27 protein-coding genes are annotated in these 24,952 nt (G+C 67.8%); 20 read left to right on the top strand and 7 right to left on the bottom strand.

Annotation, left to right across the window (positions count from 1 at the left end):
• Positions 1-7 precede the first annotated feature (7 nt).
• Positions 8-1,516: a threonine ammonia-lyase, biosynthetic gene (ilvA, locus tag ACMHYJ_RS07585; RefSeq protein ID WP_414245610.1), complete on the bottom strand. Its 1,509-nt coding sequence runs from the start codon at positions 1,514-1,516 to the stop codon at positions 8-10.
• A 121-nt stretch (positions 1,517-1,637) separates the two neighbouring features.
• Between ilvA and ACMHYJ_RS07590 the strand changes: the two genes are divergently transcribed.
• Together ACMHYJ_RS07590 and ACMHYJ_RS07595 are read left to right on the top strand one after the other, a co-directional pair.
• Positions 1,638-3,143, top strand: a complete 1,506-nt coding sequence (locus tag ACMHYJ_RS07590; RefSeq protein WP_414245611.1) for a diguanylate cyclase domain-containing protein — start codon at positions 1,638-1,640, stop codon at positions 3,141-3,143.
• Between the two features lie 26 nt (positions 3,144-3,169).
• Positions 3,170-3,730 (top strand): YqaA family protein, encoded by a 561-nt coding sequence (locus tag ACMHYJ_RS07595; protein ID WP_414245612.1) that lies wholly within the window; start codon positions 3,170-3,172, stop codon positions 3,728-3,730.
• Here ACMHYJ_RS07595 and ACMHYJ_RS07600 read toward each other — a convergent pair whose 3' ends face one another.
• The 4 genes from ACMHYJ_RS07600 to ACMHYJ_RS07615 are packed head-to-tail and all read right to left on the bottom strand — an operon-like array spanning position 3,731 to position 9,054.
• On the bottom strand, positions 3,731-4,303 hold the full coding sequence (locus ACMHYJ_RS07600; protein ID WP_414245613.1) for an adenine phosphoribosyltransferase: 573 nt from the start codon (positions 4,301-4,303) through the stop codon (positions 3,731-3,733).
• 54 nt (positions 4,304-4,357) lie between these two features.
• The gene (locus ACMHYJ_RS07605; RefSeq protein WP_414245614.1) at positions 4,358-6,595 is read right to left on the bottom strand and encodes a CHASE2 domain-containing protein; all 2,238 of its coding nucleotides are present in this window, start codon (positions 6,593-6,595) and stop codon (positions 4,358-4,360) included.
• 19 nt (positions 6,596-6,614) lie between these two features.
• Positions 6,615-7,934, bottom strand: a complete 1,320-nt coding sequence (locus ACMHYJ_RS07610; RefSeq protein ID WP_414245615.1) for a surface lipoprotein assembly modifier — start codon at positions 7,932-7,934, stop codon at positions 6,615-6,617.
• Positions 7,935-7,944: 10 nt separating this feature from the next.
• Positions 7,945-9,054 (bottom strand): FecR domain-containing protein, encoded by a 1,110-nt coding sequence (locus ACMHYJ_RS07615; RefSeq protein ID WP_414245616.1) that lies wholly within the window; start codon positions 9,052-9,054, stop codon positions 7,945-7,947.
• 192 nt (positions 9,055-9,246) lie between these two features.
• Here ACMHYJ_RS07615 and cpdA point away from each other — a divergent pair, with 192 nt between their 5' ends.
• From cpdA to ACMHYJ_RS07675, 12 genes are all read left to right on the top strand, one after another.
• Positions 9,247-10,068: a 3',5'-cyclic-AMP phosphodiesterase gene (cpdA, locus tag ACMHYJ_RS07620; RefSeq protein WP_414245617.1), complete on the top strand. Its 822-nt coding sequence runs from the start codon at positions 9,247-9,249 to the stop codon at positions 10,066-10,068.
• A 28-nt stretch (positions 10,069-10,096) separates the two neighbouring features.
• The gene (locus ACMHYJ_RS07625; protein ID WP_414245618.1) at positions 10,097-11,683 is read left to right on the top strand and encodes a GAF and HD-GYP domain-containing protein; all 1,587 of its coding nucleotides are present in this window, start codon (positions 10,097-10,099) and stop codon (positions 11,681-11,683) included.
• Between the two features lie 20 nt (positions 11,684-11,703).
• Entirely contained in the window at positions 11,704-12,693 is a 990-nt protein-coding gene (locus ACMHYJ_RS07630; protein ID WP_414245619.1) for a KpsF/GutQ family sugar-phosphate isomerase, read from the top strand.
• A complete protein-coding gene (locus ACMHYJ_RS07635; protein WP_414245620.1) occupies positions 12,693-13,295 on the top strand; it encodes a KdsC family phosphatase in 603 nt (200 codons plus the stop codon). Before ACMHYJ_RS07630 ends, ACMHYJ_RS07635 begins: the two co-directional genes overlap by 1 nt.
• Positions 13,292-13,909, top strand: coding sequence for an LPS export ABC transporter periplasmic protein LptC (gene lptC / locus ACMHYJ_RS07640; protein WP_414245621.1), 618 nt, complete (start codon positions 13,292-13,294; stop codon positions 13,907-13,909). Before ACMHYJ_RS07635 ends, lptC begins: the two co-directional genes overlap by 4 nt.
• A complete protein-coding gene (gene lptA / locus ACMHYJ_RS07645) occupies positions 13,906-14,484 on the top strand; it encodes a lipopolysaccharide transport periplasmic protein LptA (RefSeq protein WP_414245622.1) in 579 nt (192 codons plus the stop codon). The genes lptC and lptA overlap by 4 nt, the downstream gene beginning before the upstream one ends.
• Entirely contained in the window at positions 14,463-15,263 is an 801-nt protein-coding gene (gene lptB / locus ACMHYJ_RS07650) for an LPS export ABC transporter ATP-binding protein (RefSeq protein WP_414245623.1), read from the top strand. Before lptA ends, lptB begins: the two co-directional genes overlap by 22 nt.
• A gap of 166 nt (positions 15,264-15,429) precedes the next feature.
• Positions 15,430-15,756, top strand: coding sequence for a ribosome hibernation-promoting factor, HPF/YfiA family (hpf, locus tag ACMHYJ_RS07655; RefSeq protein WP_414245624.1), 327 nt, complete (start codon positions 15,430-15,432; stop codon positions 15,754-15,756).
• A gap of 102 nt (positions 15,757-15,858) precedes the next feature.
• Complete coding sequence (locus ACMHYJ_RS07660; RefSeq protein ID WP_414245625.1) at positions 15,859-16,359, top strand: PTS sugar transporter subunit IIA; 501 nt, start codon at positions 15,859-15,861, stop codon at positions 16,357-16,359.
• On the top strand, positions 16,328-17,266 hold the full coding sequence (gene hprK, locus ACMHYJ_RS07665; RefSeq protein ID WP_414245626.1) for an HPr(Ser) kinase/phosphatase: 939 nt from the start codon (positions 16,328-16,330) through the stop codon (positions 17,264-17,266). Before ACMHYJ_RS07660 ends, hprK begins: the two co-directional genes overlap by 32 nt.
• A gap of 7 nt (positions 17,267-17,273) precedes the next feature.
• On the top strand, positions 17,274-18,149 hold the full coding sequence (rapZ, locus tag ACMHYJ_RS07670; protein WP_414245627.1) for an RNase adapter RapZ: 876 nt from the start codon (positions 17,274-17,276) through the stop codon (positions 18,147-18,149).
• Complete coding sequence (locus ACMHYJ_RS07675) at positions 18,146-19,147, top strand: septal ring lytic transglycosylase RlpA family protein (protein ID WP_414245628.1); 1,002 nt, start codon at positions 18,146-18,148, stop codon at positions 19,145-19,147. Before rapZ ends, ACMHYJ_RS07675 begins: the two co-directional genes overlap by 4 nt.
• A 59-nt stretch (positions 19,148-19,206) precedes the next feature.
• Here ACMHYJ_RS07675 and rsmI read toward each other — a convergent pair whose 3' ends face one another.
• The gene (gene rsmI / locus ACMHYJ_RS07680; protein ID WP_414245629.1) at positions 19,207-20,142 is read right to left on the bottom strand and encodes a 16S rRNA (cytidine(1402)-2'-O)-methyltransferase; all 936 of its coding nucleotides are present in this window, start codon (positions 20,140-20,142) and stop codon (positions 19,207-19,209) included.
• 36 nt (positions 20,143-20,178) lie between these two features.
• Here rsmI and ACMHYJ_RS07685 point away from each other — a divergent pair, with 36 nt between their 5' ends.
• From ACMHYJ_RS07685 to ACMHYJ_RS07710, 6 genes are all read left to right on the top strand, one after another.
• Positions 20,179-20,679, top strand: a complete 501-nt coding sequence (locus ACMHYJ_RS07685; protein WP_414245630.1) for a YraN family protein — start codon at positions 20,179-20,181, stop codon at positions 20,677-20,679.
• A gap of 119 nt (positions 20,680-20,798) precedes the next feature.
• A complete protein-coding gene (locus tag ACMHYJ_RS07690; protein ID WP_414245631.1) occupies positions 20,799-21,392 on the top strand; it encodes a phosphoheptose isomerase in 594 nt (197 codons plus the stop codon).
• Positions 21,392-22,099, top strand: a complete 708-nt coding sequence (locus ACMHYJ_RS07695; protein ID WP_414245632.1) for a BON domain-containing protein — start codon at positions 21,392-21,394, stop codon at positions 22,097-22,099. Before ACMHYJ_RS07690 ends, ACMHYJ_RS07695 begins: the two co-directional genes overlap by 1 nt.
• Positions 22,096-22,593 (top strand): peroxiredoxin family protein, encoded by a 498-nt coding sequence (locus ACMHYJ_RS07700; protein WP_414245633.1) that lies wholly within the window; start codon positions 22,096-22,098, stop codon positions 22,591-22,593. The genes ACMHYJ_RS07695 and ACMHYJ_RS07700 overlap by 4 nt, the downstream gene beginning before the upstream one ends.
• Entirely contained in the window at positions 22,590-23,492 is a 903-nt protein-coding gene (gene argB / locus ACMHYJ_RS07705; RefSeq protein WP_414245634.1) for an acetylglutamate kinase, read from the top strand. Before ACMHYJ_RS07700 ends, argB begins: the two co-directional genes overlap by 4 nt.
• On the top strand, positions 23,492-24,241 hold the full coding sequence (locus ACMHYJ_RS07710) for a pyrimidine 5'-nucleotidase (protein ID WP_414245635.1): 750 nt from the start codon (positions 23,492-23,494) through the stop codon (positions 24,239-24,241). Before argB ends, ACMHYJ_RS07710 begins: the two co-directional genes overlap by 1 nt.
• Here ACMHYJ_RS07710 and ACMHYJ_RS07715 read toward each other — a convergent pair.
• Complete coding sequence (locus ACMHYJ_RS07715; RefSeq protein ID WP_414245698.1) at positions 24,171-24,950, bottom strand: HesA/MoeB/ThiF family protein; 780 nt, start codon at positions 24,948-24,950, stop codon at positions 24,171-24,173. The genes ACMHYJ_RS07710 and ACMHYJ_RS07715 overlap by 71 nt on opposite strands.
• Positions 24,951-24,952 lie beyond the last annotated feature (2 nt).

Genomic DNA, 24,952 nt, shown 5'->3' on the forward strand with positions numbered 1-24,952 from the left:
TTACTGTTCACAGGAACAAGCGATAGGCGGGATTATCGGTTTCGTTCCAGTGGGGATAGCCCAGGGTGGACAGGAATTCCTTGAAGGCTTTCTTGTCTTCGGGCGGCACCTGGATGCCCACCAGGATGCGGCCGTAGTCGTCGCCCTGGCTGCGGTAGTGGAACAGACTGATGTTCCAGTCCGGGTTCATCGCCCCCAGAAATCTCATCAATGCGCCGGGGCGTTCGGGGAACTCAAAACGATACAGCACTTCGTGCTTGGCCAGGCCCGAATGGCCCCCCACCATGTAGCGCAGGTGGGTCTTGGCCATCTCGTTGCCGGTCAGATCCAGCGTGGGAAAATCCAGCTTGCGAAAATGCGCGGCCAGTTTTTCGATCTCGGGCTCGGCGCGGATCTGCAGCCCCACATACACGTGGGCGACCTTGGCGTCCGAGATCCGGTAGTTGAATTCCGTGACGGCCCGCTGGCCCACGGCCTCGCACAGGCGCAGAAAGCTGCCGCGTTTTTCGGGCAGGGTAATGGCGAACAGGGCCTCGCGCGCCTCGCCCACATCGGCCCGCTCGGCCACGAAGCGCAGCCGGTCGAAGTTCATGTTGGCGCCACAGGTGATGGCCACCAGGGTCTTGCCTTTCCATTTGTGCTGGGCGGCATAGCGCTTGGCCCCCGCCAACGCCAGCGCCCCGGCGGGTTCCAGCACGCTGCGCGTGTCCTGGAACACATCCTTGATGCCCGCGCAGATCGCATCGGTGTCCACGGTGACGAAATCGTCCACGTATTCGCGCACCAGGCGGAAGGTCTCCTGCCCGACCTGCTTGACCGCCGTGCCGTCGGAAAACAGCCCGACATCGGCGAGCTTGACCCGCCGCCCAGCCTGGACGCTGCGCACCATGGCGTTGGAGTCCTCGGTCTGCACCCCGATGATCTGGATTTCGGGACGCAACTGCTTGATGTAGGCCGCCACCCCGGAAATCAACCCGCCCCCGCCGATCGCCACGAACACCGCATCAATGGCGCCGGGGCGCTGGCGCAGGATTTCCATGCCCACCGTGCCCTGCCCGGCGATCACATCGGGATCGTCGAAGGGGTGCACGAAGGTCAAGCCGTCGCGCGCCTGGATCTCGGCGGCGTGTTCGGCCGCATCGGTAAAACTGTCGCCGAACAGCACGACCTCGCCGCCCAGGGCGCGCACGGCGTCGATCTTGACCAGGGGCGTGGTGATCGGCATGACGATGACCGCCCGGCATTTCAAGCGGCTGGCCGCCAGGGCGACCCCCTGGGCATGGTTGCCGGCGGACGCGGCAATCACGCCGCGCTTGAGGTCGTCGGGGCTGAGATGGGCCATCTTGTTGTAAGCGCCCCGCAGCTTGAAACTGAAAACGGGCTGGGTGTCTTCGCGCTTCAGCAACACGGTGTTGCCGATGCGCTTGGAAATTCGGGGGGCCAGATCCAGAGCGGTTTCATGGGCGACGTCATACACTTTGGACGTCAGGATGCGCTTGAGATAATCAACGGACATGGCATACGGCAATGGACAAGGGAATTGAAAAGAATATCACAGCCCCGCCGCCCGCCTGCCAGGCGCGGCCCGGCAAAATCACAGTACAGTATGGATATTTCGCCACGCCGCCACACCACCCATGGATGCCCCCGAACCGCGATACGCCTTTGACAAGCCGCTCAGCGCCGCCGTCGGCCTGCTGTTCCTGGCCGTCATCGCCTTCATCTGGTTCGCCGTCATCCACCGCGTCTACACAGAACGCGAGCAGGCCGTCCAGGCCGCCATGCAAGCCAACGCCAACCTGGCCATGGCCTTTGAACAAGAACTCTACCGCACCCTCAAGTCCGCGGAACAAGTTGCCGCCTTCGTGCGCGAGGAAACCGCCCGCCGGCCCGGCGCCTTCAGCCTGAAGGATTGGCTGGACCGCGACGTCATCCGCGAACCCATTTTCACCATCATCAGCATCGTCGATGCAAACGGCGCCATCCTCGACAGCACCCAGTCCGCCACCGGGCCGGTCAACTACGCGGATCGGGATTTCTTTCTGGCCCAACGCGATGCCGCGCACGATACGCTGTACGTCAACCGCCCTGTCCTGGGGCGCATCTCGGGCCAATGGCGCATCCCCCTGTCGCTGCGCATCACCCGGCCCGACGGCGGCTTCGGCGGCGTCGTCGTGGTCGCCATCAACCCGCTCGATCTCAGCGCCTTCTATCGCCAGGCCGCCCTGGGCGGCCAGGATCTCCTGGCGGTCGTCGGCCTGGATGGCCGCGTCCGCATCCGCCAGACGGGCCAGCAGGTCGAGATGGACGAGTCCGCCGACGCGCTGCCCGGGTTCCAGCGCCAGCAGGCCCGGCGCAACGACAACTTCGTCGATGCGGGCGGCGCCGGCGGCGTGCGCCGGCTGATCAGCTACCGCACCCTGGCCGACTACCCCCTCATGGTCGTCGTCGGCACCGCCTACGACGACGCCATCGCCGCGGCACAGCTGCGCCAGGCCCATTATCTCTGGGTAACCGGCGCCGCCACGCTGATTCTGCTGGCCGGCGCACTGGGCATCGTCCTGGGGCTGGCCAGGCAGCGCGCCACCCATCTGGCGCTGCAGGCCAGCGAAACCCGCCTGACGCACGCCGCCACCCACGATCCGCTGACCGGGCTGGCCAACCGGGTGCTGTTCCAGGATCGCTGCCAGCGGGCGCTGGCGTCCGCCCGCCGCCACCGCCGGACGCTGGTGCTGCTGTATCTCGATTTGGACGGGTTCAAGGCGGTCAACGACCAATACGGCCACGCCTGCGGCGACCTGCTGCTGCGGCAGGTTGCCCAGCGCCTGACGGCGCAGGTTCGGGCCGGATCGGACGACACCATCGCGCGGCTCGGCGGCGACGAATTCGCCCTGATCCTCGGCAACCTGCCCGAACACAACGCGGCCGAACGCCTGATCCAGGATATCCTCGCGGCCCTGGCCCGGCCCTACGATCTCGATGGCCGCCCCACCCGCATATCCGCCAGCATCGGCGCCGTGCGGTATCCCCAGCACGGCGATGACCTGGACACCCTGGTCGGCCACGCCGACACCGCCATGTATGCCGCCAAACATACCGGGCGCGGCCAGTTTCTGTGGTGGCGGCCCGGCCTGCGGGCCTGACCCGAGACCGGATACACTGCCTCACCATGGAAGCCTGGCTGCAAACCACCCTCAGCGCCCTGTTGGCCGCCCTGGCGCTGCCCAGCGTCGGCCTGCCCGCGATTTTCCTGATCAGTCTGGTCTCGGCCACCCTGCTGCCGCTGGGTTCGGAACCCGCCGTCTTCGGATACGTCCACTTGGCGCCGCAGATGTTCTGGCCCGCCGTGCTGGTGGCCACCCTGGGCAACACCCTGGGCGGCGCCATCAGCTATGCCATGGGCGCGGGCGCCCAGTCCGCCTGGCAGCGCTGGCGGCGTGCGGCGGACGCCGCCAAAACGCCGCCCGCGCCGGGCGCGGCCGCCCCGGCGGGCGGGCGCTGGCACCGCCTGAGCACCAGTTGGTTCCGGCATTTCGGCCCCCCGGCGCTGCTATTGTCGTGGCTGCCCGGCATCGGCGACCCCCTGTGCGCGGTGGCGGGCTGGCTGCGGCTGCCCTTCTGGCCCTGCGTCCTGTACATGGCCATCGGCAAGCTGTTGCGCTACATCATCATGACCACCGCGCTGCTGCACGCCTGGCCACTGCTGGAAGGCTGGTGGCAGGCGGCCTGATCAGCCGGCGGAGCCGCCGGCTTCTTCCGCCCCGGTGTCGAACGCACAGACGGTATACACGGGCAGGCCGGAATCCCGCACCGCCTTCGACCCGCCCAGGTCGGGCAGGTCGATGATGGCGGCGGCCTCGGCCACATTGGCCCCCAGGCGCTGCAGCAGGCGGGTCGCCGCCATCATGGTGCCGCCGGTGGCGATCAGGTCGTCGATCAGCAGGACGCGCTGGCCGGGACGCACGGAATCCGTATGCATCTCGACGGCGGCATTGCCATATTCAAGCGCATAGGGTTCGGCCACGGTGCGGTAGGGCAGCTTGCCCTGCTTGCGCACCGGCACAAACCCCAGGTTCAGTTCGTAGGCCAGCACGGCCCCCACGATAAAGCCGCGCGCATCTATCCCCGCCACCAGATCCAGGCGCTGGCGCATGTAGCGGTAGACGAACAGGTCAATCAGCACGCGAAAGGAACGCGGATCCTGCAGCACGGGCGTAATGTCCCGGAACTGCACGCCGGGCTTCGGCCAGTCTGGCACCGTGCGGATGGTGTCGCGGATATACTGGGCCGGGTCGGTTTGCATGGCATGATCCTGTCAGAAAAGGCGGGCGGCCACAGTGTAGCGCAGGCCGCCGGATTATTTGCTGTCGTGGTCGTGAACCGCCGCCCAATCGGGCGGCAGGCTTTCCAGCGCCTGGCCCGCGATGCGGCCCAGGTACACCCGGCACAAAGCCGCATCGTCCGGCCAGGCCTGCCGATGGGCGGCAAATGCCCGCCGCGCCGCGTCCCAGCGCCGTGCCCGATAATCGTCCACCGCCTGCTCAAAAACCTGCACACGGCCCCGCAGCGCGGCATCGGCGGCCGCCTGCGCGCCCATGGGCTGGTAGATGTCCAGCGCGGCCTGGCGACCTTTGACGCGCACCCGATCCACCCGGCGATACAGGAACCCGGGGGCCTGCCGGCGAACCGCATCGCTGACCAGAATCGGCACCCCATAATACCGCGTCAGGCTCTCCAGGCGCGCCCCCAGGTTGACCGCATCGCCCAGCACGGTATATGCCCGCCGATAGCGGGAACCCATATCCCCCACATTCATCAAGCCGGTATGCACCCCGATGCCGATATGCAAGGCAGGCAGGCCTTCACGAACGAAATCCGCCCGCAATGCCGTCAGGCGATCCTGCATATCCAGGGCGGCCCGAACCGCATGCGGGGCATGTTCGTCATCGTCCAGCGGGGCATTCCAGAATGCCACCACCATATCGCCCACATATTTGTCCACGGTGCCCTGATGGGCGAAAATGACTTCGGTCACCGCGGTGAGATAACGGTTCAGCCACTGCTTCAGCAAGGTGGGCGACAAGGGTTCGGAAATGGCCGTGAAATCCCGGACGTCGGCAAACAGGACGCTCATGGCGCGCTGCTGCCCATCCAGGCTGGGCGCCCCGGGCTGGGCCAGCATGCGGGCGACGTGCTCCGGCGGCACGTATTCGCCAAACAATGCCTGGATGACGCGCCGCTGGCGGTTGGATAGAAAATACCCGGTCAACAGATTGAGCAGGGACACTGACGCCAGCAGCACCAAGGGAACCGTCAAGGGCAAGGCCCAATGTCCCCAGAACCAGGCCAGCCCATTGAGCCCCACCAGCAACAGCGCCCCGATACCGGATGCCAGCACCATCCACGCGGGGCTGCGCCCCGGCAAAACCAGCGACAGACCGCCGCCGAACAACAGGATCAGCGCCAGTGTGGCGCCCGGCGCCCAGTCGGGCTGAACATACAGGGTCGCCCGCCCCAGGCTGGCCTGCAGCAAAGCATCCAATACATTGGCATGGACTTCAACCCCGGGATACGCAGTCTGCAGCGGCGTGCTGCGCAAATCCCCCAGGCCCAGCGCGGAGGTGCCCACCAGCACCAACGCGCCCCGCAGGCTGGCCCGCTGGGTTGCGGTCAACGCGCCGCGCAGGACATCGCCGGCGGACACGGTGGGGTAGCTCTGGGCAGGCCCCTTGTAGGGCACCAGCAGGCTGCCGGACGGCTGCAGAGGAATCGACAGCGCGGGCCCCAGCTGCACCCCGACCAGAACCCGGCGGCCCGCCCTGTCCTCCTGGCGCAGGCGAATCCAGGGCGCGCCCAGGGCGCGACGGGCCATTTCGAGGGACAAGGCGGGATAAACCCCCTGCCCGTGGCGCAGCAGCAGCGGCACTTGACGCATGACGCCGTCGATGTCCGGCAAGGCCACCACGAAACCGCCCCCCGCCCGGGTGCGCGCAAACTGCGGCAGGCCCGCCGTGTAATCCGGCAGGGCCGCCAGCGTGCTCGCGGCGGCCTGCTGATCGGACCACAACAGGAAAGGGTCGGGCAAAGCCCCCGCGCTGGCGCCGTCCGCATGCAGGAAAAAGCCCAGCACCACATCGGGCCCCAAGGCTTCGGCCAGGCGGGCGTCGCCGTCGAACAGGTCTTGATAACGGGCCAGTTCGGCATCCAGGCCGGCGGACAGCCGCCCCGACGCCACCAGGCGATCCACGGGGTTGGGAACCCGTTCGGAAAACACCACGTCGAAACCGACCAGGCCCGCTCCCGCCCGGCGCAGCGCTTGCAGCAGGTCGGCCACCCGGGCCCGATCCCAGGGCCACCGGCCCTCGGCCTGCAGGGTGCGCTCGTCGATGTCCACCACGACCACGGGCAGCACGGGGTCGCGCTGGGGCGGCAACAGCTGCATGCGCCAGTCGTAGACGACCGCATCCAGGCGCGTGAAAGCCGTATCCGGCAACAGCCCGCGCCACGCCAGCAACTGCCACGCCAACAGCAGCGCCGTCAGCAGCAGGCCCAGCCCGCGCAATCCGGCAACCGGCCCAGGACGCCACATGCCCATGACGGCTCAAGCCCGCGAATCAGAAGGCATAGCGCACATCCAGGGCGATGACGTGCCGATGGTAAGTGCGCATGATCAGATCCGAATCGACGCGGATGTATTCGTAGCGCGGACGAATCGACAAATGGCGGTCGACGGCATAATTGGCCCCCAGCCAAGCGGATACCTGGCGATCCGTGCGCGCCATGGGATATTGCTGGTTGTACGCATAATAAGGCGAGCTGCGCGAAACCACGAACAGTGCATCGTCGCCATCGTAGCGGCGGTGTTCATAGCCCACCCCGGCATCCAGCCGGGTGCGGGCGGACGCTTGCCACAGCACCCCCAGCCGCCCGCCGAAAATATCCTGGCTGAGGGCATCGGGCGCCTGGTCGTCCGGCGCGGACTCGCGCCCCCCATACAGATGGGCATAGGCCAAGGCCCGCTGATCGGCCCAGCGCCAGACCCCGGTCAGCCCCAGGATGCCGCGCTGCGCATTCATCCAGCGCCGGCCCGGGTATTGCATCCAGAAATATTGGCCGAACCACCCCAGCGCCAAGCGATCCGTCAACTGGTAGCTGTAATCCGCGGAGGCCCCTTGCAAATAGCGATAACTGTGCCCGCCCAGGCCCGCGTACTGGCCCAGGGCACGCAGGGTCAGGCGATGGCCATCCCGGGTGTAGCGCACCCCCGCCGAGGCACTGGCCTGGATGGAATCCACATCGTGGGCCGACCCATACTGGCGCGCCCGCACGGTGGCCGAAGCCAAGCCTTGCCAACGCGCATTCAGCGGCGCGCTGTAGTCCAGCCCCAGGGCCGTTTGCTGGAAGAACGAGGCCCGATTCTGGGCAAAAGGATCCAGAACGATCCAGGTGAGCGGGGCCAGGTCGACGCGATCGGCCGTCGTGGCCGCATTGGCGTTGCTGTCGTACCCCACCCCGGCCTGTACCCAGGCGCTGAACCGGGCGCCATCCCCCGGAGCGTCCGCCCGGGGGGACAAGGCGCGGCGGGATTCCGCCGCCAGGGCTTGCGCCTGCGCGCGCAGGCCCGGATCGGTCACCGCCCGCAGGGCCTGGCGGGCCTGGACGAATTCGGACAGCAGCAGATGAGCCCGTGCCAGCCCCAGGCGACAGGCATCCAGATGCGGCTGACGGATCAGGCAGCGCTCGAAGGCCATCAACGCCCGGGTGGGCTCGTCGGCGGCCAGGGCCTGTCGGCCCGCCAGCAAGTCGGCCTGGGCCCTGGCCGTGTCGGCCGCCCAAGCCCCCGGGGCCAGCAGCGCAAGCGCCAGCATGGCCAGCGCCCAGGCATCCCGGAGCGGGCGGCAGACGGCGAAAATGAAACGGGCAGGTCGGTGCATCGTGGCCTCCTTAGTTGCTGCAGATATCGCAGCCGCCGCCGTTATCGCCGTTGTCGCCACCGCCCGGATCGGGATCCGTGATGACGGTGGTGCCACCGCCACCGCCCGGATCGGGATCGGGATCGGTGATGATGACGTCACCGCCACCGCCCAGATCAGGGTCTGTAATGATGACGCCACCGCCGCCCGGATTGGGATCCGTGACGATGGGCGGCTGCGGCACCGGATCGGGGGCGGGCGGCTGCGGAACGGGCTCGGGCGTCGGCGGTTCAGGCGCGGGGGGTTCCGGTGCCGGGGGTTCCGGGGCGGGCGGCTCAGGCGTGGGGAGCGGCGGATTGGGATCCGGCGCCGGGGGTTGCAGCGTCGGCGCCGCCGGATCGGGCGGGGTGTCATTCACAGGCACCCCCCAGTCCTGGGGCGGCGGCAAAGGCAGATCCACCGCGGGCAGGCCAGCCGGCGCGGCGGGATCCGGCGCGTTCGGATCGTCGGCCCCCAGGCTCGCCGGGCCCAGCGAGACCGGCCCGCCGTCCGGCGTGCGGCCCGGTGCCTGGTCGCGCGTCATGAAGCCGCTGGCGCCGGCCGGGAGGTTCAGCTGGCCGTAGCTATTGGTGAGCACCACGCCCCCCCGGCCCACATGCACCTGCAAGATACCGGGCGGATCGAGGCGGGCCGTGAATTCGGTGCCGCGTATCCCCAGCGTGCCCACCGGCGTCTTGAGCGCGTAGGCGGCATGATCGGCCTTGCCGATGGCCCCCGTCATGGTGCGCAGCCCCCCCTGGAGCAGGTTGAAGACCAGCGAACCGCCCGCGCCGTCATCGGCCAGCTGGTATTCCTGGACGGAGAAATCGGTGTCCGGCATCAAAGCCACCAGGCCGCCATCGGTGAACAGCAACTGGGCCCGGCTATCCGGCCCGGTGCGCACCCGATCATGGGCGTAGACCTCGCCCCCGGCCACCAGGGCGCGGGCGGGCTGATCCGCTTGCGCGGCGCTGACTTGGCCCTGGATGAAATCGGCCATGGCGGCGACATCGGCCCAGGCCGGTTCCGTCAGCCCGCCGGCACAGAAAAACAGGGCGGCCAAGACCCAATAACGGCAATGCCGGCGAAAAGGATCGAGCATGATGGGCTCCGGGAATTCGCGGATCGAACCCCATGGACGACGACACCGGGGCGGGTCGCCCCATGTTTGTCGGCTAATGTCAAATTTCCCCACATTTTATGTCCAAATATTAATATAGGCTACCGTGCAGTGCGGGAGTGGCCGCCACGCACCGCGCGGCGTACCCTTAATACGAAGATTCAGGAGACCCCCATGGCCCACACGCCGGCAGTCACCACCGTGCTCCAGCTGACGGACACACACCTGTTCGCCTCGCCCGGCCAGGCCCTGCTGGGCATCAAGCCCTGGCTGTCCCTGCAGGCCGTGCTGCAGCACATCCTGGACACGGGCGTGCGCGCCCAGCATGTTCTGGCCACGGGCGACCTGACCCAGGACGGCCATGCGGACGCCTACGAACACTTCCTGCAGGCGCTTGCCCAACTGCCGTGGCCGCTGCACGGCCTGCCCGGCAACCACGACCAGCCAGACCGGCTTCAGGCGCGGCTGCAGGCCGCCGCCACGCCGGTCGTCGACTGCGGCGCGTGGCGCCTGGTGCTGCTGGACAGCCATGCGCCCGGAACCGAAGGCGGCCACCTGGCGCCTGCCCAGCTGGCCCTGCTGCGCCAGGCCGCCCAGGTCCGGGATGGCCGACACGTCCTGGTCGCCATGCACCATCACCCAGTGCCCATGGGCTGCGCCTGGCTGGACACCATGCGGATCGACAATGCCGCCGAGCTATTCCAGGCGCTGGACACGCTGCCCGCTGTCCGGGCGCTGGTGTGGGGACACGTGCATCAGGCGCACGACAGCCTGCTCGACCGGCCAGGGGGGCGGGCGCCGCTGCGCCTGCTGTCCACGCCATCCACCTGCTTCCAATTCCTGCCCCACAGCCCGCATTTTGCCCTGGACACCCAAATGCCCGGCTACCGCCTGATCCACCTGCACCCGGACGGGCGCCTCGACACCGACCTGATCCGTATCCCCGCCCTGCCGCCCGCCGCAGGCGTGCCGCAGCTGCACAGCGCGGGCTACTGACCGCAGGCCCTTCGCACCGGAGACACTCATGTCCTTCCAGCCCCACGCCGCGGATACCCGGCACGACACCCTGCGCCAACTGATCGACCTGACCCTGGCGCTATCCACCGAGCAGCACTTGCCCCGCCTGTACCGGCGCATCATCGAGGCCGCGCAAAGCGTCACGGGCGCCGACGGAGGGACGCTGTACATCCTTCAGGGTCAGGGCCAGGCGCAAAGCCTGCGCTTCGAGGTCATGCGCACCGCCAGCCTGGACATTTACGCCGGCGGCGATTCCGGCCAGGCCGTCCAACTGCCGCCGATCCCCCTGTGGCGGGACGGCCAGGCCAACCACCACCATGTCTGCGCCCACGTCTGGCACCAGGGCACCCTGGTCAACCTGGCCGACACCTACCAGGTGGAGGATTTCGATTTCTCCGGCACACGCGCCTTCGACCAGGCCATGCAGTATCGCACCCAGTCCCTGCTGACCCTGCCCCTGCCCAACCACAACGGCCAGATCATCGGCGTGCTGCAACTGGTCAATGCGACCGATCCCGCCACCCGCGCAACCCGGCCCTTCGATCCCGACCTGATCCCCCTGATACAAGCCCTGGCCTCGTCAGCCGCCGTGACGCTGGACAAGCAACAGCTGATCCAAAGCCACAAAGACCTGCTGGACGCCTTCATCCGCGTGATTGCGCAAGCCATCGACGCCAAATCCGCCCACACTTCCGGCCATTGCCAGCGCGTGCCCGTGCTGACCGAACTGCTGGCCCGGGCGGCCTGTCGGGCCGCCAGCGGCCCGCTGGCGGATTTCAGCCTGGACGAGGACGGCTGGTACGAATTGCGCGTGGCGGCCTGGCTACACGACTGCGGCAAGCTGGCCACGCCGGATTCCCTGCTGGACAAAGCCACCAAGCTGCATGCGCTGACCGACCGCATCGACACGATACAGGCCCGGTTCGCCGCCCTGATCGCACAGCAGCGTCTGGCGCACCAGCAACAGCCCGGCGCAGACTGGCCCGCCCTGAAAAAACAGCTGGAAGACGAGTGCGCCTTTTTGACGCGCTGCAATATCGGCGGTGAAGCCATGCGCCCGGAAGACCAGCGGCGAGTGCGCGAAATCGCCCAACGCCGCTGGACGGATCACACCGGCGCCCCGCAAGCCCTGCTCACCCCGGAAGAAGCCGACATGCTGTGCATCGAGCGCGGCACCCTGAGCGCCGCCGAACGCCAGCGCATCAACCAGCACATCGACATCACCATCCAGATGCTGGAATCCCTGCCATTTCCCAAAACGCTGGCGCGCGTCCCGGAATACGCTGGCGGCCACCACGAAAAAATCGACGGCAGCGGCTACCCCCGGGGTCTGCGGCGCGAACAGCTATCCTGGCCCGCCCGGATGATGGCCATCGCGGACATCTTCGAGGCGCTGACGGCCCGGGATCGACCCTACAAGCCGCCCATGCCCCTGAGCCAGGCGCTGGCCATTTTGCAGGGCATGCGCGACCGCCGGCACATCGACCCGGATCTGTACGCCCTGTTCCTGGAATCCGGGGTCTGGTCGGACTACGCCAGACAACACCTGCTGGCCGAACAGTTGGACGTCCAGGACCCCGCCCCTTATCGTTGAGCAGCAGGTAAAATCACGGGATGCACACCCATCCCCAGCCCCGGCCCGACGCCCTGCACCACAGCGCGCTGCGCACCTTCGAGATCGAAATCCAGGCCTTGCAGGCCCTGCGCGGGCGCATCGACCAGCATTTCCAGCAGGCCGTGCGCCTGATCCTGGATTGCCCGGGGCGCGTGGTGGTCACCGGCATCGGCAAATCAGGCCATATCGCGCGCAAAACCGCCGCCACGCTGGCCTCCACCGGCACGCCGGCGTTTTTCATGCACGCCGCCGAAGCCATCCACGGCGACCTGGGCATGCTGACCAGCCAGGACGTCGTGCTGGCCATTTCGTATTCCGGCTCGGCTCAAGAACTCATCACCATCATTTCGGTGGCCAAGCGCATGGGGACGCGCATCATCGCCATGACGGGCCACCCGGATTCCGAACTGGCCACCCATGCGGACGTCAGCCTGGATGCCGCCGTGGCCCAGGAAGCCTGCCCCCTGAATCTGGCCCCCACCGCCAGCACCACGGCCGCCCTGGTGCTGGGCGATGCCATCGCCGTGGCCTGCCTTGAAGCCCGGGGCTTCAGCCGCGACGATTTCGCCCGCTCCCACCCCGGCGGCGCGCTGGGCAGGCGGCTGCTGACTACGGTGGCCGACGTCATGCGCAGCGGCGCGGCCCTGCCGCGCGTCGCCCCCGACACGCCCATCCCGGACGCCCTGGCCGAAATGTCCGCCAAAGGCATGGGCATGACCATCGTGCTGGACAGCCAGCGGCATCCCATCGGCATCTTCACCGATGGCGACCTGCGCCGCATGATCGCCCAGCACGGCGACATCCGCGCCCTGCCCGTCGCGGCGGGCATGAGCCATCATCCGCGCACCATTGCCCCGACGGCACCCGCCATCGAGGCCGCCCGCCTCATGGACGACCACAAGCTGAACCAGATGCTGGTGCTGGACGCCGACGGGCTATTATTGGGTGCTTTGCACATGCACGATCTTCTCGCCGCCAAGGTCATCTAATGAACGAACAGCCCGGATTTTCCCACCCCGCCGAAGCCCAGATCCTGGCCCGCATCGACCCCGGCGTGCGCGCGCGCGCCCAGGCAATCCGCCTGATGGTGTTCGACGTGGACGGCATCCTGACCGACGGCAGCCTGTGGTACGGCGAACACGGCGAAGCCATCAAGCCATTCAACGCCCTGGACGGCCACGGCCTGCGCCTGCTGCGCGAGCACGGCATCCGGGTGGCCTGGGTCAGCGGGCGCAAAAGCGCCATCACCGCCCGCCGCGCGGCCGAACTCGGCATCGCCCCGGCCCTGCAGGGCATCCACGACAAAATCACCACCATCGAAGACCTGGCCCGCGAGGCCGGTCTGGCGCTGGACGCCGTGGGCTACATGGGCGACGACATCATCGACCTGCCCGTGCTGCGGCGGGTGGGATTCGCGGTCAGCGTCCCCAATGCCCCGTTCTACGTCAGCCAGGCCGCCCATTGGGTCACCAGCCTGCCCGGCGGGCGCGGGGCCGTGCGCGAATGCTGCGACCTGATCCTGGCCGCCCAGGGCCGCCTGGGGGCCTGTTTCACCGCCTCGCTCTCGACGCTGGGCGGGGCCATTCAATGAAAGACCGCCTGCCCGGGCTGGTGGCCGTCCTGCTGCTGGGGCTGCTGGTGCTGGGCACCTGGTGGGCGGCCGACTACACCCTGCTGTCCATCCAGGTCGACCCGCCCCGGCGCCTGACCCACGAACGCGATTCGTGGGCCAGCGCGTTCGTCATGGTGCGCACCGACCCCCAAGGCCAAGCCATCAACCGCCTGGAAGGCCAGGCCATGGAACATTTCCCGGACACGGACAGCTACGACATCACCCGCCCGCGCGCGGTGGGCCACCAGCCCGATGCCCCGGTCACCGTGGGCACAGCCGATTTCGCCACGCTGGATCAGCACGGCGAACGCATCACCCTGAACGGCAATGCGCACCTGCAGCGCCAGCCGGACGCGGACAACAAGCTGCTGGATGTCCGCAGCGAACAGCTGGTCATCCTGCCCAGCCAGGATCTCATCTACACCGACCGCCCCGCGCTGGTGCTCAACGGCAACTCCACCATGCGCGGACGCGGGATGCGCTACGATAACCGCACCCGACAGCTGACCGTCAATGCCGCCAGCGACGTCAAGATATCCGGCGCAGATCAGGCAGAAAAAAACCCCGCCCCAAATCGGACCCGACAACCATGAAAACCTTGCCCTTTGCCCTGTTGGCGGCTGCCGGCTGCCTGGCCCTGGCGGCCGGATCAATGGCCGCCCCGGCCCCCGAAGCCCCCGAACCCGACACCGTCATCCTGTCGGACACCCTGCACTACGACGACCTCAACAAGACCAGCACCTTCACGGGCAATGTCATCCTGACCCGGGGCGCCATGACCTTGCGCGCCGCCAAGCTGGTCACCCGCGAAGACGCCCAGGGCAACCAATTCGGCACCGCCACGGCGGCCAAGGGCGAATCCGTCACCATCCACCAGGAAAACCCGGAAAAATTCGAAACCCTCGTCGCCACCGGCCTGCAGGCCGACTACGCGGGCCAATCGGGGGACATCACCCTGACCGGCCAAGCCACGGTCACCCGGCAGATCTGCGGGCAGGCCGTCGACAACGTGCGCGGCGCGCGCATCGTGTACCACCAGAAATCCGGCACCTACGAGGCCTTCGGCGGCAAGGACTCGGCCGCGGCGGGCGGCCGCGTGCGATCCCTGGCGCAGCCCCAGTCGCGCATCGACCAGGCCATCGCCCAATGCAAGGCGGGCAAATCGTGACCGCAGCCCCGCCGGCGTCTTCGGGAACACCACGCGCAACGGGCAGCCTGCAGGCCGTCGGCCTGGGCAAAAGCTTTGGCCGCCGCGCCGTGGTGCAGGATGTCTCGCTGTCGGTCGACAGCGGCGAAGTCGTGGGCCTGCTGGGCCCCAACGGGGCGGGCAAGACCACCAGCTTCTACATGATCGTGGGCCTGATCCCGGCCGATACCGGGCGCATCCTGATCGACCACAATGAAGTCACGGGGGTGCCGATGCACCAGCGGGCGCGCCTGGGGCTGTCGTACCTGCCCCAGGATGCGTCGGTGTTCCGGCGTCTGACGGTCGAACAAAACATCCGCGCCGTGCTCGAACTGCAACGATCCCCGGACGGGCAGGCGCTGTCCCGGCACGCCCTGGAAGAACGGCTGGAATCCCTGATCGACGAACTGCAGATCGAACACATCCGGCGCAACATGGCGCTGTCGCTGTCCGGCGGCGAACGCCGCCGCGTGGAAATCGCCCGGGCGCTGGCCACCCACCCGCGCTTCATCCTGCTGGACGAGCCCTTCGCCGGGGTGGATCCCATCGCCGTGATCGAAATCCAGCGGATCGTGCAGTTCTTGCGGGGGCGCAATATCGGGGTGCTGATCACCGACCACAACGTGCGCGAGACCCTGGGCATCTGCGACCGCGCCTACATCATCAGCGAAGGCCGGGTGCTGACCAGCGGCCACCCCAGCGAAATCGTGGACAACGAAGCCGTGCGCCAGGTGTACCTGGGCAAGAACTTTCGGATGTGACCCCGGGGCCGGGCCAATCCCGTCATCTTACCCTTTTTATCCCCCCTTGCTGGAATTCCGCCAATCGGTACACTGAAGCCGTCATCAACAGATATCGGAGGCCATTTTCACCATCTGCTTCGGTTTCCCCGAAAACCCCTCAGTTTCCCTGCAAGGAGCCCGCACTATGAGCCTGACAATCACCGGCCGTCATCTGGAAATCACTCCCGCCATCCGCGAATACGTACACACCAAAACGGCTCGCGTCCTACGGCACTTCGATCAAGTCATTGATACCCAGGTCATGCTCTCCATCGAGCCTCTCAAGCACACCGCCGAGATCACCATGCGCCTGCGCGGCAAAGACCTGCACTGCGAAGCCTCGGATGACAACCTGTACGCGGCCATCGATTTATTGGTCGACAAAGCCGACCGTCAGGTGCTCAAATACAAGTCCAAAGCGCAAACCTACGCCCACGAACCCGCGAAACGGCTGGACATTCACGCCGAGTAACCGCGTGTTCAGCTGCCTGCCCGGTGGCAGGCGGACAATGCCATGGCCTCGCGGCACCGCTTCGGGGCCATGTTGGCGTCCAGGGCACCTATAATGTCCCCCATGAATCTCAGCTCCCGCATCCTGCCCCCCGACAATATCGTCCTGGATTTAGCAGCCACCAGCAAAAAGCGCGCCTTCGAGCACGCCGGCCTGTTGTTCGAAAACAATCAGGGGGTTGCCCGCATGTCGGTCTTCCACAGCCTGCTGGCCCGCGAACGCCTGGGCTCCACCGCGCTGGGCCACGATGTGGCCATTCCGCACGGTCGCCTGAAAGACCTGCGCGAACCCCACGCCGCCTTCATCCGGCTGGCCAACCCCATCCGCTTCGACACCAACGACGGCCGCACGGCGCGCCTGCTGTTTTTTCTGCTGATGCCCGAAGCCGCCACCCAGACCCACCTGGACTTGCTGGCCGGCATTGCCCGCCTGTTGTCCGACGCCCAGGTGCGGCACACCCTGACGCACTGCTCCGACCCCCAGCAAATTCACCAGCTGATCCTCGGCGGCAGTGCCGCCCAGCCCACCGACCATGCTGACCATCCAAGAACTGATCCGCGATAACACCGAGAAAATCACATTCACCTGGCTGGCCGGGCAGGAAGCCGCCGCCGAACGCGCCATCGCCGATTCCCGCGAAGCCGCCGCCGACCTGGTGGGCCACCTGAACCTGATCCACCCAGGCCGCATCCAGGTGTTCGGGGCCGAAGAAATCTCCTACTACGAGCGGCTGGACGCCAAGCGCCGCCGCCATCACCTGGACGACCTGGTCGCCGGCGGCGTGCCGGCCATCGTGCTGGCGGGCGACACCCAGGCGCCCGCCGATCTGCAGGCATTTTGCCAGGATCACGCCATCCCCCTGGTGGGCACCCCCACCGACGCCGCCCACCTGATCGACCTGCTGCGCATCTACCTGGGCAAGCGCATCGCCCCCAAGACCACCGTGCACGGCGTGTTCATGGACGTCCTGGGGCTGGGCGTCCTGATCACCGGAGAATCCGGCCTGGGCAAAAGCGAACTGGCCCTCGAACTGATCTCCCGGGGCCACGGGCTGGTGGCCGACGACGCGGTCGAGCTTTCCCGCACGGCGCCCAACTTCGTCGAAGGCCAATGCCCGGCGCTCTTGCAGAATCTGCTGGAAGTTCGCGGCCTGGGGCTGCTGGACATCCGCACCATCTTCGGCGAAACCTCGGTGCGCCGGAAAATGAAAATCAAACTCATCGTGCATCTGGTGCGGCTGACCCCGGACAATTTCGAACGCCTGCCGATGCAGGATCAATACCAGGACATCCTGGGCATTCCCATCCGACGCGTCATGCTGCAGGTGGCGGCGGGCCGCAACCTCGCGGTGCTGGTCGAAGCCGCCGTGCGCAACACCATCCTCAGCCTGCGCGGGATCGACACCATGAGCGACTTCATCGAACGCCAGGCATTGGCTATCATGGAAAGCACCCGCGACAAACGCCCTTAGGCTCATCATGCTGAACATTGTGCTCATCACCGGCATCTCCGGGTCGGGAAAATCCGTCGCCCTGCGCATGCTGGAAGACACCGGCTACACCTGCATCGACAACCTGCCCGCCCGGTTTCTCCACGAATTCATCGCCAACACCCGGGAAAACGGCCTCGAACGCGTCGCCGTCGCCATCGACGTGCGCACGCCCGGCGACCTGGACGACCTGCCCGGCATCCTGACCAGCCTGCGGGCCATGGGCATCGCCCTGCACGTCATTTTCCTGGATGCCGACGACCACACGCTGATGCAGCGCTATTCCGAATCCCGCCGCCGCCACCCCCTGACCGACCGCCTGCAGGCCGAAGGCCACGCCGCCTCTCTGCAGGACTGCATCGCCCGCGAACGCGAACTGCTGTCCCCTCTGCGCAACCAGGAACACGTCATCGACACATCCGACCTGACCCCGGGCCAGCTGCGCAGCTGGGTGCGCGACCTGGTGCAGGCCAGCCGGGCCTCCGTCATCCTGACCTTCGAATCCTTTGCCTACAAGCGCGGCGTGCCGCACGACGCAGACCTGGTCTTCGACGTCCGCTGCCTGCCCAATCCGCACTACGACCCCCAGTTGCGCCCCCTGACCGGACGCGATGCCCCCGTGGCCGCCTGGCTGGCCCAGTTCGGCAGCGTCGAGGCCATGATCCAGGACATCAGCGGCTTTATCCGCAAATGGCTGCCGCTGTACATGCAGGACACCCGCAATTACCTGACCATCGCCATTGGCTGCACGGGCGGGCAGCACCGCTCGGTATACGTCACCGAGCAGCTGGCCAGCCGCTTCGCGGATCATTCGCCCTTGCTGGTGCGCCACCGCAACCCCCTGCTGCACAGGCCCGGCCCATGACACCGCCCATCACGCCGAAACGCCATGCCCTGCTGGGCTTGTTGTGCGTACTGATGCTGATTCTGGCGGGCTGTGCGTCCCGCTCCGGCGGCTACTACAAAGACGACGGCCCGGGCAGCCGCATCCCCCCGGACATCGCCGCCATCCCCGACGCCCGCCCCCGCATCGAACGCCACGCCCCGGCCAACTTCAGACCCTACGACGTCTTCGGGGTGCGCTATTTCCCCATTGCGGAAAACCAGGCTTACCGCCAGGAAGGCATCGCCTCCTGGTATGGGCGCAAGTTCCACGGCGCCAAGACCGCCAATGGCGAAACCTACGACATGTACGCCATGACCGCCGCCCATCCTACCCTGCCGCTGCCCAGTTACGCGCGCGTCACCAGCCAGGCCAACGGGCGTTCCATCACGGTGCGCATCAACGACCGCGGCCCGTTCCACCCGGGCCGCATCATCGACCTGTCCTATGTCGCCGCGGCCAAGCTGGGCCTGATCGGCCCGGGCAGCGGCCGGGTGATCGTGCAAGCCATCACCAATGCCGACATCCTGGCGGGGCGCGATCCGGGGGCCTCGGGCGCGCCGGCCACCCGCACGGCCGTCAGCGCGCCGCCACCACCACCGCCGCCACTGCCGCCCGCCACCAACGCCCTGCTGGCGGCGGCGCCCGCCGCCCTCCCGGTGCCGGCAGCCGATGCCATCCAGCAGACCATGACCGACAGCGCGCCGGCGAGGGCCGTTGCCGGCCACGCGCTGGCCGGCAACGGCATCTACCTGCAGTTCGGCGCGTTTTCCTCGGCCGACAACGCCCAGGCGCTGGCCCAGCGCATCAACCTGCAAATGGACGACAGCCTGGGCCAGGCGGTGGTCAGCTTCCAGCCCCCCTTGCACAAGGTCTTGCTGGGGCCTTTCGCATCCAGAGAGCACGCCAACCAGGTTGCGGGCAGCGTATCGGCCAGCGTGGGCTATCACCCCATCATCGCCCTGATCCAGGGGCTTTGAACGGACGCCGCAGCGCGGCGGCGACAAGCCCGGTTCGGCCCCCTCGCGGGGGGCGGGCGTCACCCGTTCGCCGGCGGCGCGGCGTCCAGGGCCCATTGATACAGGCGGTCGCGCGGCACGCCCGTCGCGGCGGCGCCGATCCGGGCGGCATCGCGCACGGACAGTTCCGCCAGCAGGGCGCGCATCACCCGCACCTGATCCGCGGACAGCGTATCCGCCGCCTCGGCGGCGGGGGCCGCATGCAGGATCAGGACAAATTCGCCCTGGGTGCGATGGGCATCCTGGGCCAGCCAGCCGGCCACCTCGCCCAGCGGCAGGGTGTGGATTTCCTCGAAGCGCTTGCTGAGTTCCCGGGCCAGGGTCAACGTCCGGCCCGGCCCCGCCAAATCCAGCAGATCGGCCAGGGCCGCCCGCAAGCGGTGCGGCGTTTCGAACAGCACCACGGGAATGGGCCAATCCAGCCAGCGGGACAGCCATTTGCGCCGAGCCTGCGTCTTGGCGGGCAGAAACCCCGCAAAAACGAAACCAGGCTCGTCATCGCGTGTGGCCCCGCTGGCCATCAAGGCGGCCACCACCGCGCTGGGCCCGGGCAAGGGCACGACCCGATAGCCCGCGGCCCGCACCTGGCGCACGATGCGCGCCCCCGGGTCGCTGACGGCGGGCGCGCCCGCATCGGACACCAGGGCGATGCGCTCCCCCGCGGCCAGGCGCTGGACAATCAGGTCGGCGGCCTGCTGCTCGTTGTGGCGGTGCGCCGCCAGCAGCGGCGTGGAAATGCCCCACGCGTCCAGCAGCAAACGGGTCGTGCGCGTGTCTTCCGCGGCAATCGCCGCGCAGCGGCGCAGGGCCTCCCAGGCGCGCAGGCTGAGATCCCCCAGATTGCCGATCGGCGTGGCCACCACGTACAGGCTGGCTTCAGGCCAATGCTGCCCCGCCACCAGGTCCGCGTGACGTTTCCACGTCAGTGCGCTGTCATCCAACGGCGCGTGCGTCATACTGAAATCCTTTTCATCGAATAGAAGCCAAGCCCGATGGCGACCACCCCCCAAGACACGGCCTACGACCGCGCCCAGGCGGCCCAGGCGCAGGCCCACGACCGTCGCCGGCGCGGCGGCCGGCAGGCGACGGCACGCCAATCGCGCCGCCACGCGGGACAGCCGCTGGCCCCGGGCTCACCCAGCCAGCGCCAGGGGCATGCCGCCGAAACCCGGGCCTGCGCCCACCTGGAAAGCCACGGGGCGCGGATCCTGGCCCGCAACCTGCATTGCCGGGCGGGCGAAATCGACATCGTGGCCCGCTGGCGGGACACGCTGCTGTTCATCGAAGTGCGCCAGCGCCGGCACATGCGCTATGGCGGGGCCGTCGCCAGTGTAAACCGGACCAAGCAGGCCCGCCTGATCCGGGCGGCGCAATATTTCCTGCCCTTCATCGCCCGCCACCATTTCGCCGGGCGCATTCCCCCTTGCCGCTTCGACGTCATCGGCCTGCAGGCGGGCGAAATCCAGTGGATCGCCGATGCGTTCCGCACCTGATGCCGGCAGCGGGCCACGCGGCGGGCCACGCGGCGCGGCACACGCCCGCTGACAGCACACGCCCCTGACGGCACACGCCTGCTTACGTTACAGCGGCCCAGTCATGCGATAATTCAGGCATGGACATGACCTCTCGAATGACATCGCACTTCGACGATGCCATTGACACCTTCAAAGCCAGCGCCCGCGAGCTCGCCCCCGCCCTCGCGGCCGGTGCCGAACTGCTGTTCGGCGCCTTGACCAACAACGCCCGCATCCTGGCCTGCGGCAACGGGGGCTCGGCGGCCGACGCCCAGCATTTCGTGGCCGAACTCGTCGGCCGCTTCGAGCGCGACCGCCTGCCCCTGGCCGGCATCGCCCTGAATACCGACACCTCCATCATGACGGCCGTGGGCAACGACTACAGCTTCTCCGCCGTCTTCGAGCGCCAGGTCAACGCCCTGGGCCAGCCCGGCGATGTTCTGGTGGCCATTTCCACCAGCGGCAATTCGCCCAACGTCATCAAGGCCATCGAAGCCGCCCACGACCGCGAAATGCAGGTCATCGCCCTGACCGGCAAGGGCGGCGGCCAGGTCAACACGCTGCTGTACGAAACCGATATTCACCTGTGCGTCCCGCACGATCGCACCATGCGCATCCAGGAAGTCCACATCCTGCTGCTGCACGCCCTGTGCGACGGCATCGACGCCCTGCTCCTCGGAGACCCCCTCTGATGATGCCTTTGTCCCTGCGCCCTCTGTCCCGCATCCTGCTCGCCCTGGCCTGCCTGCTGGCCCTGCCGGGCTGCGGCGTCCTGCTGGTCGGCGGCGCCGCCGCCACCACCGCCTCGGTGGCGACGGATCGCCGCACCACCGGCGAACAGGTCGACGACCAGACCATCGAGCTCCGGGTGGCCAACGACATGACCAAGGCCTTCGGCGACACCGCCAACATCACGGCCATGTCCTATGCGGGCAGGCTGCTGCTGGCGGGCGACGTGGCCACCGACGCCGACCGCCAGAAGGCGGCCGACCTGGCCCGGGTCACGCCCCAGGTCACCAGCGTGGACAACTATCTGCGCGTGGGCCCGCTCACCCCCCTGAGCGCCCGCACCAACGACACCTGGATCACCTCCAAGGTCAAGAGCCAGCTGATCGGCACCAAAAACGTGCCGTTTCGCACCATCAAACTCACCACGCACCGGGGGGTGGTCTACTTGATGGGCAAGGTCACCGCCACCGAAGGCGACCTGGCCGCCGGCGCCGCGGCCAGCGTCAATGGCGTCAACCAGGTTGTAAAATTGTTCCAGATCGTTTCGCGGGAAAGCCTCATCACCGACGAGGGCAAGCCGGCCCCCGTGATCGAACCCAGTGCTTCCAGCGCCACGCCGCCGTCTTCGGCTGACGGCAATGCGGGCGCGCAACCCATGCCCGTGCAATGAAAAAAATCTTTCTTGGCCTGGCCGCCGCCGTCGCCCTGGGCGGGGCGGTCGCGCTCTGGCAAACCCAAGGGGCCGCCCAGGCGGCGCCCAATGTCGCCTTCACCGACCTGAACGGCCATACCGTCACCACCCAAGACCTGCGCGGCAAGGTCGTGCTGGTCAAGTTCTGGGCCACCAGCTGCACCACCTGCATCGCCCAGATGCCCGACACCATCCGCCACTACCAAGCCCTCAAACCCCGGGGTTTCGACACCATCGGCGTGGCCATGGAATACGACCCGCCCAGCTACGTCAAGAACTACGCCGAGTCCCGGCAGCTGCCATTTCCCGTGGTGATCGACGCCCAGGGCACCATCGCCAAGGCCTTCGGCGACATCCGCCTGACCCCCACGGCAATCCTGATCGACAAGCGCGGCAACATCATCAAGCGCTACCTCGGAAACTACGACGAACAGGCCTTCATGGCCACAGTAGAAAAGGCCCTGGCTTCATGACCCACCCCGCAGATACCGCACCGGCCCAGTCGGCCTCCATCCAGGCCGAAGTCCTGTCCGAGGCCCTGCCGTACATTCGCCGCTTCCACGGCAAGACGGTCGTCATCAAATACGGCGGCAACGCCATGACCGACGAGCACCTGCAGCGCACGTTCGCCCACGACGTCGTCCTGCTGAAACTGGTGGGCCTCAACCCCGTGGTCGTGCACGGCGGCGGGCCGCAGATCAACAGCGCCCTGAAGCGCATCGGCAAGGAAGGCACCTTCATCCAGGGCATGCGCGTCACCGACGCCGAGACCATGGAAGTCGTCGAGTGGGTGCTGGGCGGCCAGGTGCAGCAGGACATCGTCATGATGGTCAACGAAGCCGGCGGCAAGGCCGTGGGCCTGACCGGCAAGGACGGCGGCATGATCCTGGCGCGAAAAAAACTGATGCCCGACCCCGAACACCCGGGCGAGACCCTGGACATCGGCTTCGTGGGCGACATCGAGCGTATCGAGCCCGCCGTGGTCAAGGCCCTGCAGGACGACCAGTTCATCCCGATCATCTCGTCCATCGGCTATGGCACGGACGGCCAGGCCTACAACATCAACGCCGATGTGGTGGCCGGCAAGATGGCCGAAGTCCTGGGGGCCGAAAAACTGGTCATGCTCACCAACACCCCGGGCGTGCTGGACAAATCCGGCCAATTGCTGCGCAGCCTGTCGGCCCAGACCATCGACGCCCTGTTTCAGGACGGCACCCTGTCGGGCGGCATGCTGCCAAAAATCTCCTCCGCCCTGGACGCGGCCCGCTACGGCGTCAATTCCGTGCATGTCATCGACGGGCGCGTCCCCCATTGCCTGCTGCTCGAAATCCTCACGGATCGCGGCGTCGGCACCATGATCAGCTCGCACTGATGAGCCCTTTGCGCCCCCTGGGCCCGCTGCGCCGGGGGCGGCCCATCGGCCCGGCGGATCCGGTCTGGCTGTTCGACCTGGACAACACCCTGCACGACGCCTCGCGCGGCATCTTCGGGCAGATCGACCAGCGCATGGGGGCCGCCGTGGCCCAGGCCCTGGGGGTGTCCGCCGACCAGGCCGACCAGTTGCGGCGGCGCTACTGGCAGCGCTACGGCGCCACGGCCATCGGCCTGGCCCGCCATCACGGGGTCAATTTGCAGCAATTCCTGGCCACCTGCCACGATTTCGACGTGCGCCCCCTGGTACATGCCGAAACCGGGCTGAAAGCCCGCCTGCGCAGCCTGCCCGGCCGGCGCATCGTGCTGACCAACGCCCCGGCGCACTATGCCCGCCGGGTGCTGCGGGCGCTGGGGATCGCCCAGGAATTCGACGGCCTGTGGGCCATCGACCACATGATGCCCATGGGCTTGCCCCGCCCCAAGCCGTCGCGGGCGCTGATGCAGCAGATCATCGCCCGCCTCGGGGTGCCCCCCGGGCGCATCATCCTGGTCGAAGACACCCTGACAAACCTGAAACCCGCCCGCCAATCGGGCATGCGCACGGCCTACCTGTACCATCCCGGGTCGCCCTTCGCGCGCCGGCAGCATGGCCGCAATTTATACGTGGACGCGCGGATCAACCGCCTGAGCACCCTGCTGCTGCAGGCGCGCGCCGGGCGCATACCGGGCAGCCCGGATCTCGCTTGAAGCGGATGGTGTGCCATTGCATGCGCAAGGCATCCACCGACAGCAAGCGTCCCACCAGGGGGTCGCCCAGGCCGGCAAGCAGCTTGATGGCCTCAGTGGCCTGCACGCTGCCCACCATGCCCAGCAGCGGCCCCAGTACCCCCGTGGTGGCGCAGCGCAGTTCCTCGACGTCGTCGGCCTCGGGAAACAGGCAGTAATAGCAGGGGGAATCGTCCCGGCGCAAATCGTACACGCTGACCTGGCCGGAGAACTTGATGGCCGCCCCCGATACGAGGGGCGTGCGCGTGGCCACGCACGCCCGATTGATGGCATGCCGGGTGGCGAAGTTATCGCAGCAGTCCAGCACCAGATCGGCCTCGGCGGCCAGCACGCGCAGGCGGGCCTCGTCCAGCCGTTCGACCCGCGCCCGCACCTGGATGTCGGGATTCAGGGCCAGCAGGGCCCGGCGCCCGGACTCGGCCTTGGGCTGGCCCAGCCCGGCCGTGGTGTGCAGGATCTGGCGCTGCAGGTTGCTGAGTTCGACCACATCGTCGTCGACCAGCACCAGCCGGCCCACCCCCGCCGCCGCCAGGTACAAGGCCGCCGGCGAACCCAGCCCGCCGGCGCCCACGATCAGCACCCGGGCGGCCAGCAGGCGTTCCTGGCCCTCGACGCCCAGCTCGTCCAGCAGGATATGCCGGGCATAGCGCATCAAGCGCGCATCATCCAGGG

The sequence above is a fragment of the Castellaniella hirudinis genome, assembly GCF_047468865.1.
GTDB lineage: Bacteria > Pseudomonadota > Gammaproteobacteria > Burkholderiales > Burkholderiaceae_B > Castellaniella > Castellaniella hirudinis_A.

Excerpts from the sequence above, each read along its gene's own strand:
- ilvA (WP_414245610.1), bottom strand. The coding sequence starts at position 1,516 with ATGTCCGTTGATTATCTCAAGCGCATCCTGACGTCCAAAGTGTATGAC.
- ACMHYJ_RS07590 (WP_414245611.1), top strand. The coding sequence starts at position 1,638 with ATGGATGCCCCCGAACCGCGATACGCCTTTGACAAGCCGCTCAGCGCC.
- ACMHYJ_RS07595 (WP_414245612.1), top strand. The coding sequence starts at position 3,170 with ATGGAAGCCTGGCTGCAAACCACCCTCAGCGCCCTGTTGGCCGCCCTG.
- ACMHYJ_RS07600 (WP_414245613.1), bottom strand. The coding sequence starts at position 4,303 with ATGCAAACCGACCCGGCCCAGTATATCCGCGACACCATCCGCACGGTG.
- ACMHYJ_RS07605 (WP_414245614.1), bottom strand. The coding sequence starts at position 6,595 with ATGGGCATGTGGCGTCCTGGGCCGGTTGCCGGATTGCGCGGGCTGGGC.
- ACMHYJ_RS07610 (WP_414245615.1), bottom strand. The coding sequence starts at position 7,934 with ATGCACCGACCTGCCCGTTTCATTTTCGCCGTCTGCCGCCCGCTCCGG.
- ACMHYJ_RS07615 (WP_414245616.1), bottom strand. The coding sequence starts at position 9,054 with ATGCTCGATCCTTTTCGCCGGCATTGCCGTTATTGGGTCTTGGCCGCC.
- cpdA (WP_414245617.1), top strand. The coding sequence starts at position 9,247 with ATGGCCCACACGCCGGCAGTCACCACCGTGCTCCAGCTGACGGACACA.
- ACMHYJ_RS07625 (WP_414245618.1), top strand. The coding sequence starts at position 10,097 with ATGTCCTTCCAGCCCCACGCCGCGGATACCCGGCACGACACCCTGCGC.
- ACMHYJ_RS07630 (WP_414245619.1), top strand. The coding sequence starts at position 11,704 with ATGCACACCCATCCCCAGCCCCGGCCCGACGCCCTGCACCACAGCGCG.
- ACMHYJ_RS07635 (WP_414245620.1), top strand. The coding sequence starts at position 12,693 with ATGAACGAACAGCCCGGATTTTCCCACCCCGCCGAAGCCCAGATCCTG.
- lptC (WP_414245621.1), top strand. The coding sequence starts at position 13,292 with ATGAAAGACCGCCTGCCCGGGCTGGTGGCCGTCCTGCTGCTGGGGCTG.
- lptA (WP_414245622.1), top strand. The coding sequence starts at position 13,906 with ATGAAAACCTTGCCCTTTGCCCTGTTGGCGGCTGCCGGCTGCCTGGCC.
- lptB (WP_414245623.1), top strand. The coding sequence starts at position 14,463 with ATGCAAGGCGGGCAAATCGTGACCGCAGCCCCGCCGGCGTCTTCGGGA.
- hpf (WP_414245624.1), top strand. The coding sequence starts at position 15,430 with ATGAGCCTGACAATCACCGGCCGTCATCTGGAAATCACTCCCGCCATC.
- ACMHYJ_RS07660 (WP_414245625.1), top strand. The coding sequence starts at position 15,859 with ATGAATCTCAGCTCCCGCATCCTGCCCCCCGACAATATCGTCCTGGAT.
- hprK (WP_414245626.1), top strand. The coding sequence starts at position 16,328 with ATGCTGACCATCCAAGAACTGATCCGCGATAACACCGAGAAAATCACA.
- rapZ (WP_414245627.1), top strand. The coding sequence starts at position 17,274 with ATGCTGAACATTGTGCTCATCACCGGCATCTCCGGGTCGGGAAAATCC.
- ACMHYJ_RS07675 (WP_414245628.1), top strand. The coding sequence starts at position 18,146 with ATGACACCGCCCATCACGCCGAAACGCCATGCCCTGCTGGGCTTGTTG.
- rsmI (WP_414245629.1), bottom strand. The coding sequence starts at position 20,142 with ATGACGCACGCGCCGTTGGATGACAGCGCACTGACGTGGAAACGTCAC.
- ACMHYJ_RS07685 (WP_414245630.1), top strand. The coding sequence starts at position 20,179 with ATGGCGACCACCCCCCAAGACACGGCCTACGACCGCGCCCAGGCGGCC.
- ACMHYJ_RS07690 (WP_414245631.1), top strand. The coding sequence starts at position 20,799 with ATGGACATGACCTCTCGAATGACATCGCACTTCGACGATGCCATTGAC.
- ACMHYJ_RS07695 (WP_414245632.1), top strand. The coding sequence starts at position 21,392 with ATGATGCCTTTGTCCCTGCGCCCTCTGTCCCGCATCCTGCTCGCCCTG.
- ACMHYJ_RS07700 (WP_414245633.1), top strand. The coding sequence starts at position 22,096 with ATGAAAAAAATCTTTCTTGGCCTGGCCGCCGCCGTCGCCCTGGGCGGG.
- argB (WP_414245634.1), top strand. The coding sequence starts at position 22,590 with ATGACCCACCCCGCAGATACCGCACCGGCCCAGTCGGCCTCCATCCAG.
- ACMHYJ_RS07710 (WP_414245635.1), top strand. The coding sequence starts at position 23,492 with ATGAGCCCTTTGCGCCCCCTGGGCCCGCTGCGCCGGGGGCGGCCCATC.